11 protein-coding genes are annotated in these 15,581 nt (G+C 68.4%); 8 read left to right on the top strand and 3 right to left on the bottom strand.

What is annotated here, in order from left to right; translation table 11 throughout:
* Positions 1–89: 89 nt before the first annotated feature.
* Positions 90–980 (bottom strand): NmrA/HSCARG family protein, encoded by an 891-nt coding sequence (locus EDC02_RS29450; protein ID WP_123605572.1) that lies wholly within the window; start codon positions 978–980, stop codon positions 90–92.
* Between the two features lie 85 nt (positions 981–1,065).
* Between EDC02_RS29450 and EDC02_RS29445 the strand changes: the two genes are divergently transcribed.
* Positions 1,066–1,602 carry a TetR/AcrR family transcriptional regulator gene (locus EDC02_RS29445; RefSeq protein ID WP_123605571.1) on the top strand — a complete coding sequence of 179 codons (537 nt, stop codon included), beginning with the start codon at positions 1,066–1,068 and terminating at the stop codon, positions 1,600–1,602.
* Positions 1,603–1,622: 20 nt separating this feature from the next.
* On the opposite strand, the gene EDC02_RS29440 is transcribed toward EDC02_RS29445, so the two are convergent.
* Positions 1,623–2,183 (bottom strand): NADAR family protein, encoded by a 561-nt coding sequence (locus EDC02_RS29440; protein WP_123605570.1) that lies wholly within the window; start codon positions 2,181–2,183, stop codon positions 1,623–1,625.
* 90 nt (positions 2,184–2,273) lie between these two features.
* Entirely contained in the window at positions 2,274–2,567 is a 294-nt protein-coding gene (locus tag EDC02_RS29435; RefSeq protein WP_199757961.1) for a VOC family protein, read from the bottom strand.
* 758 nt (positions 2,568–3,325) lie between these two features.
* On the opposite strand from EDC02_RS29435, the gene EDC02_RS29430 reads away from it, so the two are divergent.
* The 7 genes from EDC02_RS29430 (at position 3,326) to EDC02_RS29400 (ending at position 15,515) form a co-directional block, all read left to right on the top strand.
* Positions 3,326–5,161 carry a hypothetical protein gene (locus EDC02_RS29430; RefSeq protein ID WP_123605569.1) on the top strand — a complete coding sequence of 612 codons (1,836 nt, stop codon included), beginning with the start codon at positions 3,326–3,328 and terminating at the stop codon, positions 5,159–5,161.
* Between the two features lie 49 nt (positions 5,162–5,210).
* A complete protein-coding gene (locus tag EDC02_RS29425) occupies positions 5,211–6,698 on the top strand; it encodes an ISKra4 family transposase (RefSeq protein ID WP_370461507.1) in 1,488 nt (495 codons plus the stop codon).
* A 235-nt stretch (positions 6,699–6,933) separates the two neighbouring features.
* Positions 6,934–7,938, top strand: coding sequence for a hypothetical protein (locus tag EDC02_RS29420; protein ID WP_158632357.1), 1,005 nt, complete (start codon positions 6,934–6,936; stop codon positions 7,936–7,938).
* A 600-nt stretch (positions 7,939–8,538) separates the two neighbouring features.
* Entirely contained in the window at positions 8,539–9,189 is a 651-nt protein-coding gene (locus EDC02_RS29415; protein WP_148083685.1) for an abortive infection system antitoxin AbiGi family protein, read from the top strand.
* A 24-nt stretch (positions 9,190–9,213) separates the two neighbouring features.
* Positions 9,214–10,092, top strand: coding sequence for a hypothetical protein (locus EDC02_RS29410; RefSeq protein ID WP_148083684.1), 879 nt, complete (start codon positions 9,214–9,216; stop codon positions 10,090–10,092).
* 697 nt (positions 10,093–10,789) lie between these two features.
* Complete coding sequence (locus EDC02_RS29405; RefSeq protein WP_199757960.1) at positions 10,790–11,176, top strand: CU044_2847 family protein; 387 nt, start codon at positions 10,790–10,792, stop codon at positions 11,174–11,176.
* 4 nt (positions 11,177–11,180) lie between these two features.
* A complete protein-coding gene (locus EDC02_RS29400) occupies positions 11,181–15,515 on the top strand; it encodes a trypsin-like peptidase domain-containing protein (protein WP_123605564.1) in 4,335 nt (1,444 codons plus the stop codon).
* Positions 15,516–15,581 lie beyond the last annotated feature (66 nt).

Raw genomic sequence — 15,581 nt, 5'->3', positions numbered from 1 at the left:
ATGGTGCACGCACCGTCGTGAAGCGCCGCGCCGGGCCCTGACCCGGTCACGGTAGGTCGACCGGCCGCCCGCCGGTGCGGCTCAGCGGGTCAGGAGAAGGTCCGTCGCGCCCAGGTGCGCATGTCGGTGGTGGGCAGGCCGAGCGCCTGGGCGATCTCCGGACGAGCGGGGGAGCCGTTCTCGTTGATCTGCTCGGCGGCGTTGACCGCGAACGGCGGCAGGCCGCGTTCCAGCGCTTCCTGCGGGGTGAGGACCGGAGCGGCGATGGAGCGACCGGTGACCTCGCTGAGGATCCCTGCGACCTCTGTCATCGTGCGCAGGTCGCTGGCGAGTTCCACGTCCAGACCGTCGAGGGTGCCCGGCCCGGTGAAGGCGGTGGCCGCTGCGTGGCCGATGTCGTCGACCGCCACCCAGGCGATGTGGGTGTCCTTCGCGAAGGCGGTGACGATGGTGCCGCTGGACCAGTCGCCGAACAGGTAGGACCAGCCGATCAGGTTCTCCATGAAGGTCGCGGGCTTGAGGATGGTCCAACGGGCGAAGCCGCCGGTCCGTACCAGTTCGTCGACGGCCGCCTTGCTCTCCCAGTAGTGCCGTTCCCAGCGTCCCTCGGCCCAGCCGGGCTGGTTGCGGTGGAAGTCGCCGGCGCCGGCGACGCCGCTGTGGACGAACTGTGCCACGCCCGCCTTGCGGGCGGCCTCGACGACGTTGCGGCCTCGGCGGAGCTCGGCGTCGCCCTGCAGATCGGTGACGTCGGGGTACGGGATGGAGAAGACGCCGTCGGCTCCGGTGGCGGCGGCGAGCAGCGAGGCGGGGTCGTCCAGGTCGCCACGGACCAGTACGGCTCCGCGTTCCCGGAGGGCCAGGGCGGCATCGGAACTGGTGTCGCGGACCAGGGCGCGTACCGCGACACCCCGGTCGAGCAGGGCCCGGGCGGTGGCCCCGCCCTGCTTGCCGGTCGCGCCGATGACAAGGACGGTCATGCTTCCTCCTGGTTAAGTGGGGTGGTGCCCCGTTTCCTGTCGGCTACGATATGGGGGGACACCCCACTTCTCCAAATGGTGGACCATGAGAGCTGACGCACAACGCAACCGCGCTTTGATCGTCGCGGCGGCCAGCGAAGCGGTCGCCCGCGACGGCGCGCACGCCTCCCTGGAGGAGATCGCCCGCGTCGCTGGCGTCGGCTCGGCGACCCTGCACCGGCACTTCCCGTCCCGATGGGCGTTGCTGGAGGCGGTCTTCCACGACCGGGTCGGAGCGCTGTGCGCCCGTGCCGCAGAGCTGACGGCCGGGCCGGACGCAGGCCAGGCGCTGACGACCTGGCTGTGCGAGCTGGCGGCGTACACCGCGACCACCCGTGGCCTGGTCGCCTCGCTGCTGCAGGAGCCACCGGAGGACGAGTCCTGCTGCGCGATGCTCGTGGCGGCCGGCGAACCGTTGCGGCGGCGGGCCGTCGACGACGGAGCCGTACGCCCGGACGTCGCGATGGCCGACCTGGTGACCCTCGTCAACGCGATCGCGCTGGCCACGGAGTCGGCCAGCGCGACCGAGGCGCAACGGCTGATGCGTCTCGCCCTGGAGGGAATCAGCCCGACCCGGCGGTGAACCCGCCGACCCGGCCACGGCTACTCGCCCGCCTGCTCCCGCAGCGTGTCCCGCACCCGCATGAGGGCGAAGCCGAGCAGGTTGAGGCCGCGCCACCGGGCGGGGTCGGTGGCGGCGGGATCGTCGCGGGTCAGCCCGATGCCCCAGATCCGGTCCATTGGGCTGGCCTCGACCGGCACGCGTTGCCCGGTGGCGAGCAGATACGCGCGCAGGTCGGGGTGCTGGCTGAACTTGGCCAGGTTTCCGGCGACCACGATCGGGACGCGATGGGCGTTCCACGTCCGCTGGTCGAACCCGGCGACCCGGCCGCCGAGCACCTTGGCGGCGCGAGGATGGGGTGCGACGAGGATCCGTTCGGCCATCACCTGGTCGTCGAACAGGACCGCCTTTCGCCACATCATGTAGTGCTCGGCGGTGGCGAACGTGACACCGTCCACAGTAAAGCCGATCGGCGACCACTGGCTGAGGCAACCCGCGCCGACGCTGCCGTCCGCCTCCGGCTGATGGCCCCAGAAGAACAGGAACTTCACCGGGTGGCCGGCGGCCACCAGATCGGCGACGTCTCGTACCTGTGCCTGCATGGCCGCCAGTGTGCCGCCGAGGTCTCCCCGACGCCATCGATTTGACCGCCGTACGGCCAGCGACGGCAGCGATCACCTGTCTTTCTCTGCTCAGTCGAGGCAGAACTCGTTGCCCTCGACGTCCTGCATGACGAGGCACGACTCGCTGACACCGTCGGCGCGCAGCAGCCGTACGCGTACCGCGCCGAGCGCGACCAGCCGGGCGCATTCGGCTTCGAGCGCGGCCACCCGCTCGTCACCGACGAGACCGGTGCCAACCCGTACGTCGAGATGCAGCCGGTTCTTGACGGTCTTGCCTTCGGCGAGACGCGGAGGCAAACGCGGCCCGAGACGCGGGTCAGACGTTGCCGCTGACCTCCCAGGTCTCGAACATTCCGGGAGCAACTTGGGAGGCGCGGGGCGGCGCTCCGCTTACACCGACCTCGACTCGTCACCATCGATATCGGAGGCTGCCCTGGGCGCTATCACCCCACCTGTACCTCACTGTGCCCCAAGCGACTCCGAACCCTACCGTCGAAGCTTGGCGCTTCGGGCAGGCAGTCTCGGCGTCGGAGCCGGTGTAGTACCCATCGACGCCACATCAGGCGGCGAAACCCGAAGCGGTAGATGACCGCACGTTCTATACGGGCGACGATCCGATCGATGCCCGGGGGCCGAAGTCGCCGAGGTTCATCCCGGCGCTCGTCCCGATGGGCGCTTCCTGCCAGGCGACACCGGCGACCGGTAGGCTCCGCTGGCGACGAGCCGAGGGGATTGATGTGTCGAACTCCGGTGATCTGGCGTCGATCTTGTCGCCCCGCCAGATCCGGATCTACCGGCTACTTGGACGCTTGGTCAGCGAGAGTGCGGCTGAGTTCTTTCGCGATGCATGCGAGTTGTTGGCGGAGGAGCCGCCACGGCCAACGGCTACCCACCTGATCGGCCATGCTCTCCGAGAAGTCGAAAGCGCGCTGCGCGCGGTACTCGAACCATCGATGGAGAAGATTTCTGGGCATCAGAATTCAATCAAAGCGGTGCTCGGAGTGCTGGGGGTTGACCCGGCGTCACCGGTCGCGGAATTCTGGCTGACTCTGGGCGTTCAGGGAGGACCACGCAGCCTCGCAGGGTGGGCCCATCGGTCGGGACTTGGTTCGCCACGTCGGTTGGACGGCGAGTTCCGCGACCTCGTACGGGACTTCGAGCTGATGCTCGATGAGGTGCTAGAGCGTTGCCGCGACCGCTATGTCGAGGTATTCGCTCGTCTCGACGAGTTGCTTGGGGCGGTGCCACCTAGACGGTCTGAGGCTAGGGTGCTTAAGGACCGATTCCGTTCAAACTTCGTTACCCGGCACTATTTTTTCAGCCGCGCGACGGCGGACTGGATAGGTCCGCTGCGCGAGGAGGGGTTCTTCGCGACGCCGCCGGCCCCGGTTTTCGGTGAGGATCAGTCGGTGACCTTGCCCCCGTGGCCAGAGACGGACTACCTCGTGCGGATATCGGCTGACGATCCAACGGGTGTGCTCGATGCGGCACGGTCCGTGCCAGCTACTGAAAACAGTCGTGTGACGTGGAACCTGATGCAGATCGCGCTCGCCCTGCCCGCCGACCTCGCAGTGCAACTGGCGCCGCAGATCACGTCGGCTGTGCCCGGTGAGTATGGCGTGCTTGCTCCCGAGGCGGTGGGCGAGCTAATCGTGCACCTGGCTACAGGCGGACATCCTGAGGCTGCCTTGAGCCTGGCAAAGGCGCTGCTCGCGGCAGTGCCGCCGCGTCGGGGGCGTAGCGCCAACCGGATGAGTGGCTACGACTACGCAGAGGTGCTGAGAAGCACCGCGCCGGCGCTGATACACGCGGCGGGCCGCCCCGCGTTCACTTTGCTGTGTGACCTACTTGAGAGGGCCGTTGTGGCAGGAAATCCGGATAGCAGCGGGAGGGCCGAGACCCACGACGACTCGTGGAGGTGGCGGCCGGCGATCGAGGACGATCCAGACGCGGAGCATGACCCGCGAAGCAGCCTCACCGACGCTGTCCGCGCGGCTGCACGCCAGATCATCGGCGACAACGAAATGACTATCGATGAAGTGGTTGCCGAGTTAGGCATACACCGGTGGACAATCTTCACCCGACTCATACTCGATCTTCTTCGCGAGCACGGTGCTCAGGTGCCTGTCATTGTCGGACGTTTCCTCACCGACGCGTCGGTTATGTCGGATGATCAGGTCGAGCGTGAGTACCTCCTCCTGGCGGCCGCCGGGCAACCCTGGCTGGAGCCACGGGATCAGCAGAAGATGATCGCCCTTATCGCTCAGGGCCCAGATGAGGCTTGGTATCAGGGGTGGCGATCCGACGTCGCTACCAGCGCGATAGACGCCTACGCCGAGACGTGGCAGCGGGATCGGTACGCGTCCATCGAGCCGATCCTGTCTGCGCAGGAGCGAGCCTGTTTGCTCATGCTGCTAGCCGAGCACGGCCCGGTTCCTGACCGGACACAAGCCCCGCCTGCGGTCGTTGCTGTGTGGGGCGGTAACAGTCCACTTAGCGCTGCGCAGATAAGCAGGATGACCACGGACGAGCTCGCAGAGTTTCTGCGGACTTGGCAGCCGCCTTCCACGACAACCTGGCCACGGGAAGACCATGGCTCGCTGCGAGTCGCCCTGACGGAGAGCGTCGAAGCAGACGCCGAGACTCGTTCCGCAGAGGCCGGCGCCTTTGTCGGGCTTCCACCTGACTACGTGGGGCCCATCGTGGAAGCCCTATGGCGAGCCGCAGCAAAGAAACGCAACCTCAACTGGGAAGGAGTGAGACCGCTATGCGCCTGGATCAATGAGCAGGCGGGTGCCGAACTATCCTCAGGTGTCACAGGACGAACTCAACGTATATGGGTGCGGCTCTTCTGGAGTGAGGAGTTGATTGCCTATGGTCGCGGAGTGGTTGCGGGGAGTGGTCGCGGGGGTGTTTGGGTCGGTTGGAAGGTTGAAGGGCTCCTTCTCGTAGGTTGATGGGTGGTCTAGATCCACAACCGAAGAAGGAGCCCGGGTGTCAGGGTACGTGGTGGCGGGGGCGTTCGACCGGTCGCGGGAGTGTTTCGAGGAGTTGGTGGAGGGGTTGGCCGGCTCGGACAGTGACGGGTTGACGCACGCCGAGTTGGAGGACCGCCTCGCGGTGCGGGGTCGTGAGCTGCTGCGGTTGTTGTTGCAGGACCATGTGGATCTGCGGGCGGCGCGGGAGGTGCGCCGGGAACGGGTGGTCGGTGCCGATGAGGTGGTCCGTTCCCGGGTGGAGGTGGGGCATGGTCGGGGGCTGGGCACGGTGTTCGGTGCGGTGACGGTGACCAGGATGGCGTACCGGGCGTCGGGAGTGGCCAACCTGTATCCGGCGGACGCGGTGTTGAACCTGCCGGTGGAGAGGCATTCGCACGGGCTGCGCCGGTTGGCGGCGGTGGAGTCGGTACGGGGATCGTTCGACGACGCGGTCGCCGCGATCGACCGGTCGTGCGGGGTGGGTGTGGGGAAACGGCAGGTGCAGGAGTTGGCGGTGGCCGCCGCTGTGGACGTGGCCGCGTTCTACGACACCCGATCGCACCGGCCGGTCGGCGATGGCTGGCTGCTGGTGCTGTCGTTCGACGGTAAGGGTGTCGTGATGATCCCGTCCGCGTTACGGGACGCCACCGCGAAGGCCGCCGCCCGGACAGGCCGTAGGTTGACCACCCGGCTGTCGCCGGGAGAGAAACGTGGCCGTAAACGGATGGCGGAGTTGGCGGTGGTCTACGACGCGGCGCCGGTGCCGCGTACCCCGTCCGAGATCATCACCGGTGACGACGGCCGGCGTCGGCGGGGTCCGGTCGCCCAGGCCAGGTGGTTGACGGCGTCCGTGGTCGACGACATCGCCCCGGTCGTCGCCGCCGGGTTCGACGAGGCGTGTCGCCGTGACCCGCGGCAGGCGCGGACCTGGGTCGTGCTCGTTGACGGTAACCGTGCCCAGATCGACGCGGTCCGGGCCGAGGCGGACCGCCGCCAGGTGAAGGTCCACATCGTGCTGGACTTCGTCCACGTGCTCGAGTACGTGTGGAAAGCGGCGTGGGCGTTCTTCTACACCGGTGACCCCGCCGCCGAGGCGTGGGTCGGCGAGCAGGCGGTCAAGATCCTGTCCGGCAAGGCCGGGCAGGTCGCGGCCGGGATCCGTCGGCGGGCCACCCGGTACGGATACTCGGCCAGGGAACGCGCCGGCGCCGACGAGTGCGCCGACTACCTGACCCGCCACCAGCCCTACCTGGACTACCACACCGCGTTGGCTGCGGGGTGGCCGATCGCCACCGGCGTGATCGAGGGCGCCTGCCGGCATCTGGTCAAGGACCGCATGGACATCACCGGCGCCCGCTGGGGACTGGACACCGCCGAAGCCATCCTCAAGCTACGCGCCGTATCCGCCAACGGCGACTTCAACGCCTACTGGGCCTTCCACCTGCAACAAGAACACCAACGCATACACCAGAACAGATACCAGCAACAACGGGAGGGCTACACCCTCGCCGGATGACCAGCCATCACTCCAAAAGAGCCGCACCCAACGTATATGGCTGAAGGCCCGCACCGCCTCGCTGAGGCTGATCATCCACGCCTATAACACCGACGCGTATGTCGCTCCAGCCCAGGACGATCCGTTGTGGCCAATCGTTGTGGCCTGTTGCACCGACCCTGATCCAGAAGTCCCGGTCGGCATGCCTACCGCTGGCGACGGGTTCGAGGCCGTTCCGCTCGACGGAACCCGAGCGTTGGCGGTCCGTGCCGCGATCGCCTACGCGCTCTGCGCCAAGCGCGCCGACCCGGAGGTAGACGTGAGTAGCGCGATGGCCATCGTTGATCGGCACCTCGACATCCACGTCGAGCGATCACTTGCGGTGCGTGCCACGTACGGAATCCTGATCCCGGAGTTACTAATGCTTGACTCCGCATGGACGGCGCAGCACCTCGACGCCATCTTCCCTACGGATACCGACCAGGCCGCCTACTGGCGGGCAGCGTGGGCTGCACTCGTGGAGCGGCAATGGCAGACTGCCGACACCTGGACCCTTCTAAACAGCGTCTTCGGGCGCGCGATCGACGACCTCGACCCCACGGCGACGGACCAATACGCCGTCGCCAGGGCAACCAACCTGGGCCATCACCTCCTTCGCCGCTACTGGTTCGGTACACTCACGCTCACCGATCAGGATCAGCTACTGCAACGCTTCTATCGGAACGTGCCAGCAGACGTGGCCGCGCAGCTCACCCGCAGCGTCGGCATGAACCTGCCTAAGGATGAACCCCTAGAGACGGCCTTATCTGGAAGGCTCAAGGCACTCTGGAAATATCGGATCGACAGCGTCGACCTCGCCGGATCGGATCCACGCGAGCTGGCCGACTTCGATCGTTGGTTCGTCAGCGGCGCCTTCGACGACACCTGGTCTCTCCAGCAACTGCTAGCCGTACTTAAACGCTGCCGCGACGTGGAGCTTGACCCACAGACCCTCCGACGACTGGCCGAGCTGTCCGCGACCCACCCATTGCCGTGCTTGGCGATCATCGATCGTTGGCTGGAGAACGAACCCGACTACTGGGCTCTGTCGCGTCGCCTAGAGTCGCTGCGGACAATACTTGAGGCTGGGACCGCCGCGGGTGCCCCTGAAGCCGCGCTCGCGAAGAAGATCGTCAGTGTGCTGCTGGAACTGCATGGGATCGATCTGCGCGATTCACTGACACCGCCAACAGCGGTCAGCCCACCGACAGCTGAATCGTAGGTAGAGCTCCCTCGCCGGGATGTAGTACGTACGGTGCCGCGCGGGCTGCTGCCTCCGTCGAGTCCATCCACGCCTGGTCGCGGACCGTGCCGCGCGGTGCAGCACTGCACCGACCGGACACACGGCCCGCTGGCGGGTGATCAGGTTGTGATGGCTTGCCGGCCAGCAAATGGCCCATAGGTGTCCGGCTCGCGGTCGGCCAGGATCCGGTATTGGGGGCGCCGTGGGTCGGACAAGTGTGTTGAGGAAGGCTGTCCGGTCCCGGACGGCCAGCCCTTCGTAGCCGGCGTTGCGGAGGACCTTTGGCCACACCGTCGTCGTCCGCCACCAGGGACACCGTCAGCGACCTCGCGCCTGTCGATGGGCTCCACGCGCCGCATCCTCTGAGTCGCCAGCGATGATCGACACCTGGCAAGCGCCCCGGCTCCCGGACATCCATCCGGAAGCCCTGTTGCCGCCAGTGGTGCTTCACCCGGCGGACCGGGGCGGCTCCGAGGGCGTCCTCATTGCCGGCCACGGTTCCCGCCTGTCGCGGATGGTTCCCGACCCGGCCCGGGTTCGTTAGGAGAGGTGCGAGATCGACCGGTAAGGAGGACGGGGTTGCTGGGGTACATGGGCCACGGGGACTGGCGTGACATGTCCGAGTACGTCGTGCACCTCACGGATCGCGACAGCATCCAAGGCGTGTTCGGTGCGGGCGCCATCGAAGCCGGTGCGACCACCGGCGTTGTGCGGAAGCTGCCCGAGTTGGGCGACTCGCAGATGTCGGTCTGCCTCAGCGAGATCCCGTTGGGACATCTGGACCGGCTCGCCGACCGGCACGGCACCTACGGGGTTGGCTTCGCCAAGCGATTCATCGAGTCCCAGGGTGGTCAGATGGTCACCTACCTGCGCAAGGACACGCCAGGCGCGGTACGGTTTCAGGCGCTGGTCACTGCTGCTATGCGGGGCAGCATCGACCCGAATGATCCACTGTGGGAGATCACCCAGTTCTACGACAACCCCGGCGAGTACGGCGAGACCCGCTACGAGTTCGACTGGGAACGTGAATGGCGCGTGCCCCGCCAGCTCCGGTTCGCCGAAAACGAGGTGGTCTTCCTACTCGCGCCGGAGGAGGACGACCGGTGGATGCGCGAGACTGCATGGAGTCGCCTCGCGGCGTCGGCGTACCAGGGTGTCGTGCTCGACCCGCGCTGGAACATCGACCGCATCCAGCAGGAACTGATATCCAACGGCAGCGGCCTGGCCTGACGGCCTGGCCGGACGGAGGCAGGGGTGTCCAGACCACTTCAGCCGTGGCGCTGCGCCTTCTGCGGTAATCGTGGGCAACGGTCCGAGGAGCACGTGCTGGCGAAGTGGATGCGCAAGGTCGTCGGGCCGCTGCCCATGGAGCGGACCACCCATGCGACTGGCTTCGGACTCCAGGACGACGAGCAGGCGTACGCCAGCGTGGGCGAATCGGTCCGGGTATCGCGGAACTCGCTGCTGCATCAGGTGACCCGGACCGTCTGCACCAGGTGCAACAACGGCTGGATGAGCAGCCTCGAGACAGCGACCAAGCCGATCCTGGAGGGGCTCATCCATGCCCGCAAGCAGGCCGGGTCGGTGTTGCTGTCGCCGGCCGAGTCTGTGATGCTGGCCCGCTGGGCGGTGAAGACCTCTTGGACGTCGGAGCTTGCCGGACTCGGCAGCCAAAACCAGGACCACGCTTGGTTGCCGCTTGAGATGAGGCAGCGCCTCGCTGAGGAAGACACACCGCCGGCCAGCTCCTGGGTCTGGCTCGCCGCCCACCACGACCTCGGCGTATGCCAGCAGATGCAGGCCCAGGTGACGTTCGACCGGACCAGCCCTCCCACGCCGGGCAAGGCGCCACGCCGCTTGCTGGCCAGCTGCTTGATCGTCAACGGCATCGCGATGCTTGTCTACAGCTTCGCCAACCGCACGGCCTTCCCGCTACCGTTGGCGGCGCCGCACGGCTTGCGGATGTGGCCCCAGCCGTCACCGGCCGAGTTCCCGCCACCGCCCGTATCCCACCAGGACCTGCTTCTCGCGGTCAGCAGTTACGCGCCGTGGCTCGCGTTGCACGACCGGCCGTTCGACCATGCGGCAACCGGCACGACCTGGCCAGCAAGAACATCACCCGACCAACCGTGAACCCAGCCCCGCCGGCAACACGAAACCGGTTCTTGGTTCGCCACGTTTCCCTCAGCGAGACGCGGGTGCAAACGCGTACCGAAACGCGGCGGTAATACGGCTACTGACCTGGCAAATCCTGATGGCCCGTGGAGGAAGTAGTGCATGAAGGGAGCCTCGTTCACTTCTGCGGTAGCCCGGACCCCTCGCAGCTTCACCGGCCGGAGCCGCCCAGGTGCAGCCAATATCGGCACCGTACGCTGCCGGGCGGCGGACGATAGGGGTCACAAGCACCACGCTGCCTCCGGCCTTCTGCCTTTGCGATGACATCCCGTCATGGCAACCAGCGCCGCTACGCACCAACCGCAAGCCGGCCCCACGTCGCAGGAGCAACCGTCGCCGTGGGGGCGTCCGATGACTCCGCTTGGTGAGCATCCGCTGATGCTCGCTCGCAAGAACAGGTAACCGTCCACGCTTGTCGTCCATGGTGAGAGACACGCGCTCGGCGGCGTGTCCGCGGTGCCGACCGGGACACGTAACGCCCCGGGCCGCTGGTCGACCTCAGCTCAGAGGGCTGGACAACCTCGACAAGATGGCCGAAATGTGCGCGGGCCAGCGAATCGATCAATGGCAGTTGGCCACTGGGTTATGGCACTACTTGTTAGGGTGCGGTCGGCGGCGGTCAGCCACCCCGAGTCGGGTCCGGACGGTTGATCCGGTGTCGGCTGCCCCGAACGACGGAAATGCCCCGAACGACGGAAAATGGAGTGACATGGTCGAGTTCATGGCGGTTCCGCTGGATGAGGGCGGGACGGTGGTCGTGGAGATCGAGGAGGTGGACGGCCGTTCCGGTGTGGTGAAGGCGGGCCGTCCCGGGGAGGTGCTGGCGCGAGCCACGCAGAGCATGGAGGCCGCGTTGCGGCCGGTGACGGTGGCGGCCCGCGCCGCGCTCGGGGAGCTGCGGCGGGCCGAGCCCGATGAGATCACTGTGGAGTTCGGTGTGCAGTTCCGCGCCGAGCTTGGTGCCGTGATTGCGCGGTCGAGCGGCGAGTGCAACCTCAAGGTGACCATGCGTTGGGCTTCCGCTGCCGACCGGACCGACTAAGGCCTTGGGGGGTCAGGAAGATCCGGATGCCGGCGGGCGACCCGACGGGGCCGGCGCCGCGCCGGTGGGGTTCGTCCAGGGTGTGGTGCAGGTCCTCGACGGCGCCGGCCGCGTGGCCGGTGCCGGGTTCCTGGTCGCCGACGGACTGCTCGCCACCTGCGCCCACGTCCTCGGTGGCGGCGGGAGTACACCGCCGGACGGCCCGGTGCTGGTCCGCTTCCCCCACCTGGACGACGAGCTCCGGCGAGCCTGGGTGTCGGCGCCGCGCTGGGGGGCGCCCGGCGCGGGCGACGTGGCGTTCCTGCGGATGGCCGACCCTGCGCCGGTGACGGCCCGGCCGCTGCCCCTGGGCGCCGCCGGTCCGGGTCGGCGTCCGGTGAAGACCTACGGATTCCCCACGAATGCACCGGACCAGGGCCAGTTCGGGTACGCCGTGACCGGCGACCGGATCCGCGGCGACAACGACGTCGAGCTGCTGCAACTGACCGACTGCACCGAGGTGACCGAGGGGTTCAGCGGGGCGCCGGTGGTCGACGAGGGGACCGGCCTGGTGATCGGAATGGTGGACTCCATTGCCGCCCCGGACCGGCACGGTCGGGGGCGTTCCACCGGCTATGTCACCCCGACCGAGACCCTGCGGGCGACCCATCCGGACCTGCGGCTGTCGCAGGTCTGCCCGTACCCGGGACTGCGGGCCTTCACCACCGCGGACTCGGCGTGGTTCCACGGCCGGGACCGGCCGGTCGCCGCGGTGCTGGGCAGCATTGACCGGCATCCCCCTTTCGTTGCCCTGCTCGGACCGTCGGGCAGCGGCAAGTCCTCACTGGTGCAGGCCGGTGTTCGGCCCGCATTGGACCGGGCCGAGCTGCCTGGCAGCGACCGCTGGGGCTGGGTGACCGCCCGGCCCGGCCAGGACCCGTACGCGAACCTGGCACAGGGGGGTCTGCCGGACGCCGAGGCCGGGCTGGCCGTGGCGGTACGCCGCTGGCGGGACCGGCATCCGGATACGGGACGGCTGGTGCTGGTCCTCGACCAGTTCGAGGAACTGTTGCTCGCCACGACGGCGGAGTCTCGCGCCCGGCTGTTGCGGGAGCTGGTGGAGCTACCCGACCGAGAACCGACCGCGACGGTGCTGCTGACGCTGCGCGACGACTTCTACAGCCGACTCGCCGCCGCCGCACCGGCGGTGATGACCCTGGTGGAGCGGGGGCTGGTGAACATACCGGCCCGGGTGGAAGCGGCGGACCTCGCCGCCATCGTCGAACAGCCGGCCCGGGCCGTCGGGCTCGGGGTGGAACCCGGCCTGACCGAGCGGATTGCCCGCGACGCCGCGCTAGTCACCGAGCCGTCGGGCGCGGTTGGGAGCGCGCCGACCACGGTCCTGCCGCTGCTGTCCTCGGCGCTTGCCGAATTGTGGCGCCGCCGGGCGGACGGCCGGCTCACCCACGCCGCGTACGACCGGATCGGCGGCGTGACCGGCTGGTTGGACCGGTGGTGCGACCAGGCGTACGCCGACTCCTGCGCGACGCTGCCCGAAGACCGGACGCCGTTGGCCCGCCAAATCATCACCGCCCTTGTCCGCCCTGGCGACGAGGCCGCCGGCGTGCCCGCCACCCGACAACGGCGCACCCTCGACGAGTTGCGTGCCGCCACCCCAGGGCACGACATGCCGGAAGCCACCGCGGTGGTGACCGTGCTCGCCGATCGGCGGCTGGTCACCACCGGCCGGGATCCCGTCACGGGCGCGCCGGTCGTGGAACTCGCCCACGAGGCCCTGATCCACCAATGGGCCGCGTTGCGCCGCTGGCTCGCAGATGACCACGACTTTCTCACCTGGCGGTGGGGCGCGGAGGCCGCTCGCGCACAGTGGCAGGCCAGCACGAGCGGCCGCCCTGGACTCGACCCGGAGCTGCTGCTGCACGGCACCGCCCTAGACGCCGCCGTGGACTGGGTCGGACGCCGGCCGGAGGCCACCCCACCGGACCTGGCCGAGTACGTCCGGCTCAGCGCCACGGCTCAGCAGGGCCGGCTGCGGCGGGAGCGCCGCCGCGTCGCCGTACTGGCCGGTCTGCTCGTCCTCGCGGTGCTACTCGGCGCGTTCGCCTTCGTCCAGAGACAGGACGCGCTCCTCCAGCGACAGGATGCGCAGCACCATGCGGCGCGGGCTTTGGAGCAGGCGCGTCGGGCGGACGCCCGCCGGCTGGCCGGCGAGGTGGGCGCGGTGGCCGACCGGCAGCCCGACCTGGCGTTGCTGCTCGCGCTGGAAGGGCTGCGAACGGACCCCGGTCCGGACGGCTGGTCGACCCTGGCGTCCCTCCTGTCCCGGCCGATCCAAGTGTCCCGGGTGCTCTACGGGCACCGGGCCACCGTCACGGGTGTCGCCGTCAGCCCGGACGGAAACCTGCTGGCGAGCGTGGAAGAGGCGGCCCCTCTCCGGCCCGGTGAGGTGCGGCTGTGGGATCTGCACACCGGTCGGCAGGTGAAGACCCTGACCGGCGGTCCGACCGAGCAGGCCGTCACCTTCAGCCCGGATGGCCGGTTCCTCGCCACCAGCGGTTTCGGTGGCGTCGCGCTGTGGGACCTAAGCCTAGATTCACCGACACCGCACCGATTGACCGACCACGGATGGCTCCTCGACACCCTGGCGTTCAGCCCCGACAGCCGGCTGCTCGCCGGTTTCGACAACAATGGCGCCATCCAAATCTGGGACGTGGCCAGTCGCAAGCCGTCCGGCGGACCGCTCGACGCGAGATCGGGCAACCTCACCGATCTCACCTTCAGCCCTGACGGCCGGTTGCTGGTTAGCAGCAGCGAATCGGGCATCGTGGACTACTACGATGTGTCCACACGCCGAGTCGTCGATCGGCTGCGCATTGTGCAAAATGCGCTGGCGGTGGCGTTCAGCCCGGACGGGAAGCTCCTGGCCGTCGGTGGTGAGGAGAGGGTGGTGCACCTGCTCTCCCCCGACCGCCGGCAGACCGGCGAGATCCGGCTCGCCGCCCCGCTCCGCGACCTGGTGTTCCGGCCTGGCCGATCGACCCTGGTCACCGCCGACTCCTTGGGCGTGGTGCAGGAGTGGGATCCGAAGACTCGGCAGCAGCTCGGGCCGGGTCTGGCCGGGCATGTCGGCAGCGTCGAGACGCTGGCGGTCAACCGCGACGGCACGCTGCTGGTCTCCGGTGGAGATGATCAGCAGATCCGGCTCTGGAATCTCACAGCCCGGCAGACGCTGGAGGCTGCCATCAAAGTGGACGCCCGCAGCGTGAACGATGTCGTCTTCAGCCCTGACGGGACCAGACTGGCCACCGCCGGGTTCGATGGCAGCGTGCGGCTGTGGGACGTTGCCAGCCGCCGTCAGCTCGGCGGCCCTTGGACCCCCGACGGGAAGATCCTGGATCCGAACGATACCTACAATGAAACCGCGCCGCACCAAGTGGTGTTCAGTCCGGACGGACGATCGCTGACGAGCCGAACCAGCAGTGCGATCCAGCGGTGGGAGATCCCGTCCGGGAAACTCCTGGCCCCACATCCGATGCCCGACACTTTCGAAACGGTCGTGCGGCTCGCCCCGGACGGCGGGCGTTACGCGATCAATCCCGACAAGGGTGAAATCACGGTACGGGAGCTGACCACCGGCCAACCGGTCGGGCCGGCGCAGTCAGGCGGACGCGGGCTCTCACTGGTCTTCAGGTCCGACGGGCGCCAAGCCGCTGCCGAGGGCAAAGACCGGGGCCAGGTAAGGATCTGGGACGTGACCAGCGGTGACCAGATCGCCCAGGGACAGATCGCCGGCGACGGTCCCGGCGGCGTCAGCTTCGAAACCACTTTTGTCGAGGCGCTCAGCCCGAACGGTGACACGCTGCTAACCGTGACCGGTGCGCAAAGCGGCGGTGCTCGACTCTGGCGCCGCTATGGCTCTGAGCTGCGGGATCACCGGCTGCCAAATCAAGCCTCGATCAGGGTAGGGGCGTTCAGCCCCGACGGCCGGCTCCTCGCCACCGGCGGAGAGGACCGGTCGGTCATCTTCTGGGACGTCGCCACCGCCGAACCGATCGCCGATCCGCTCAGCCCGCACCTCAGGCAGGTGAACGCCGTCGCCTTCAGCCCGGACGGTGAGCTGCTGGCCAGCGGCGCCGACGACGGCACCGTCCGGCTCTGGGCCACCCCGGGCACCTGGATACGCCACGCGTGTGAACTGGTCGGCCGGAACCTCACCCGCGATGAGTGGGACCGTTACCTCGCCGGCCGGCCGTACGTACGCACCTGCGCAGAGCAGGGCGCCGGCTACGGGGCCGACACGCAGGCACCCGGTGCCACATATCCGCCGCTCTACCAGTGAACCAACTCGATCAGTGAACAAACTCGATGTATCTCCTGTCCGAGGACGCGCGGACCTACGAGTTGA

Origin of the sequence: Micromonospora sp. Llam0 (assembly GCF_003751085.1) — a bacterium.
Lineage (GTDB): Bacteria > Actinomycetota > Actinomycetes > Mycobacteriales > Micromonosporaceae > Micromonospora_E.
The sequence above is the reverse complement of the archived record's forward strand: the minus strand, read 5'-3'. Positions and strand labels throughout refer to the sequence as shown.

What these genes read in the sequence shown, in the direction of transcription:
- EDC02_RS29450 (WP_123605572.1), bottom strand. Translation starts at nt 980, where the DNA reads ATGACCGTCCTTGTCATCGGCGCGACCGGCAAGCAGGGCGGGGCCACC.
- EDC02_RS29445 (WP_123605571.1), top strand. Translation starts at nt 1,066, where the DNA reads ATGAGAGCTGACGCACAACGCAACCGCGCTTTGATCGTCGCGGCGGCC.
- EDC02_RS29440 (WP_123605570.1), bottom strand. Translation starts at nt 2,183, where the DNA reads ATGCAGGCACAGGTACGAGACGTCGCCGATCTGGTGGCCGCCGGCCAC.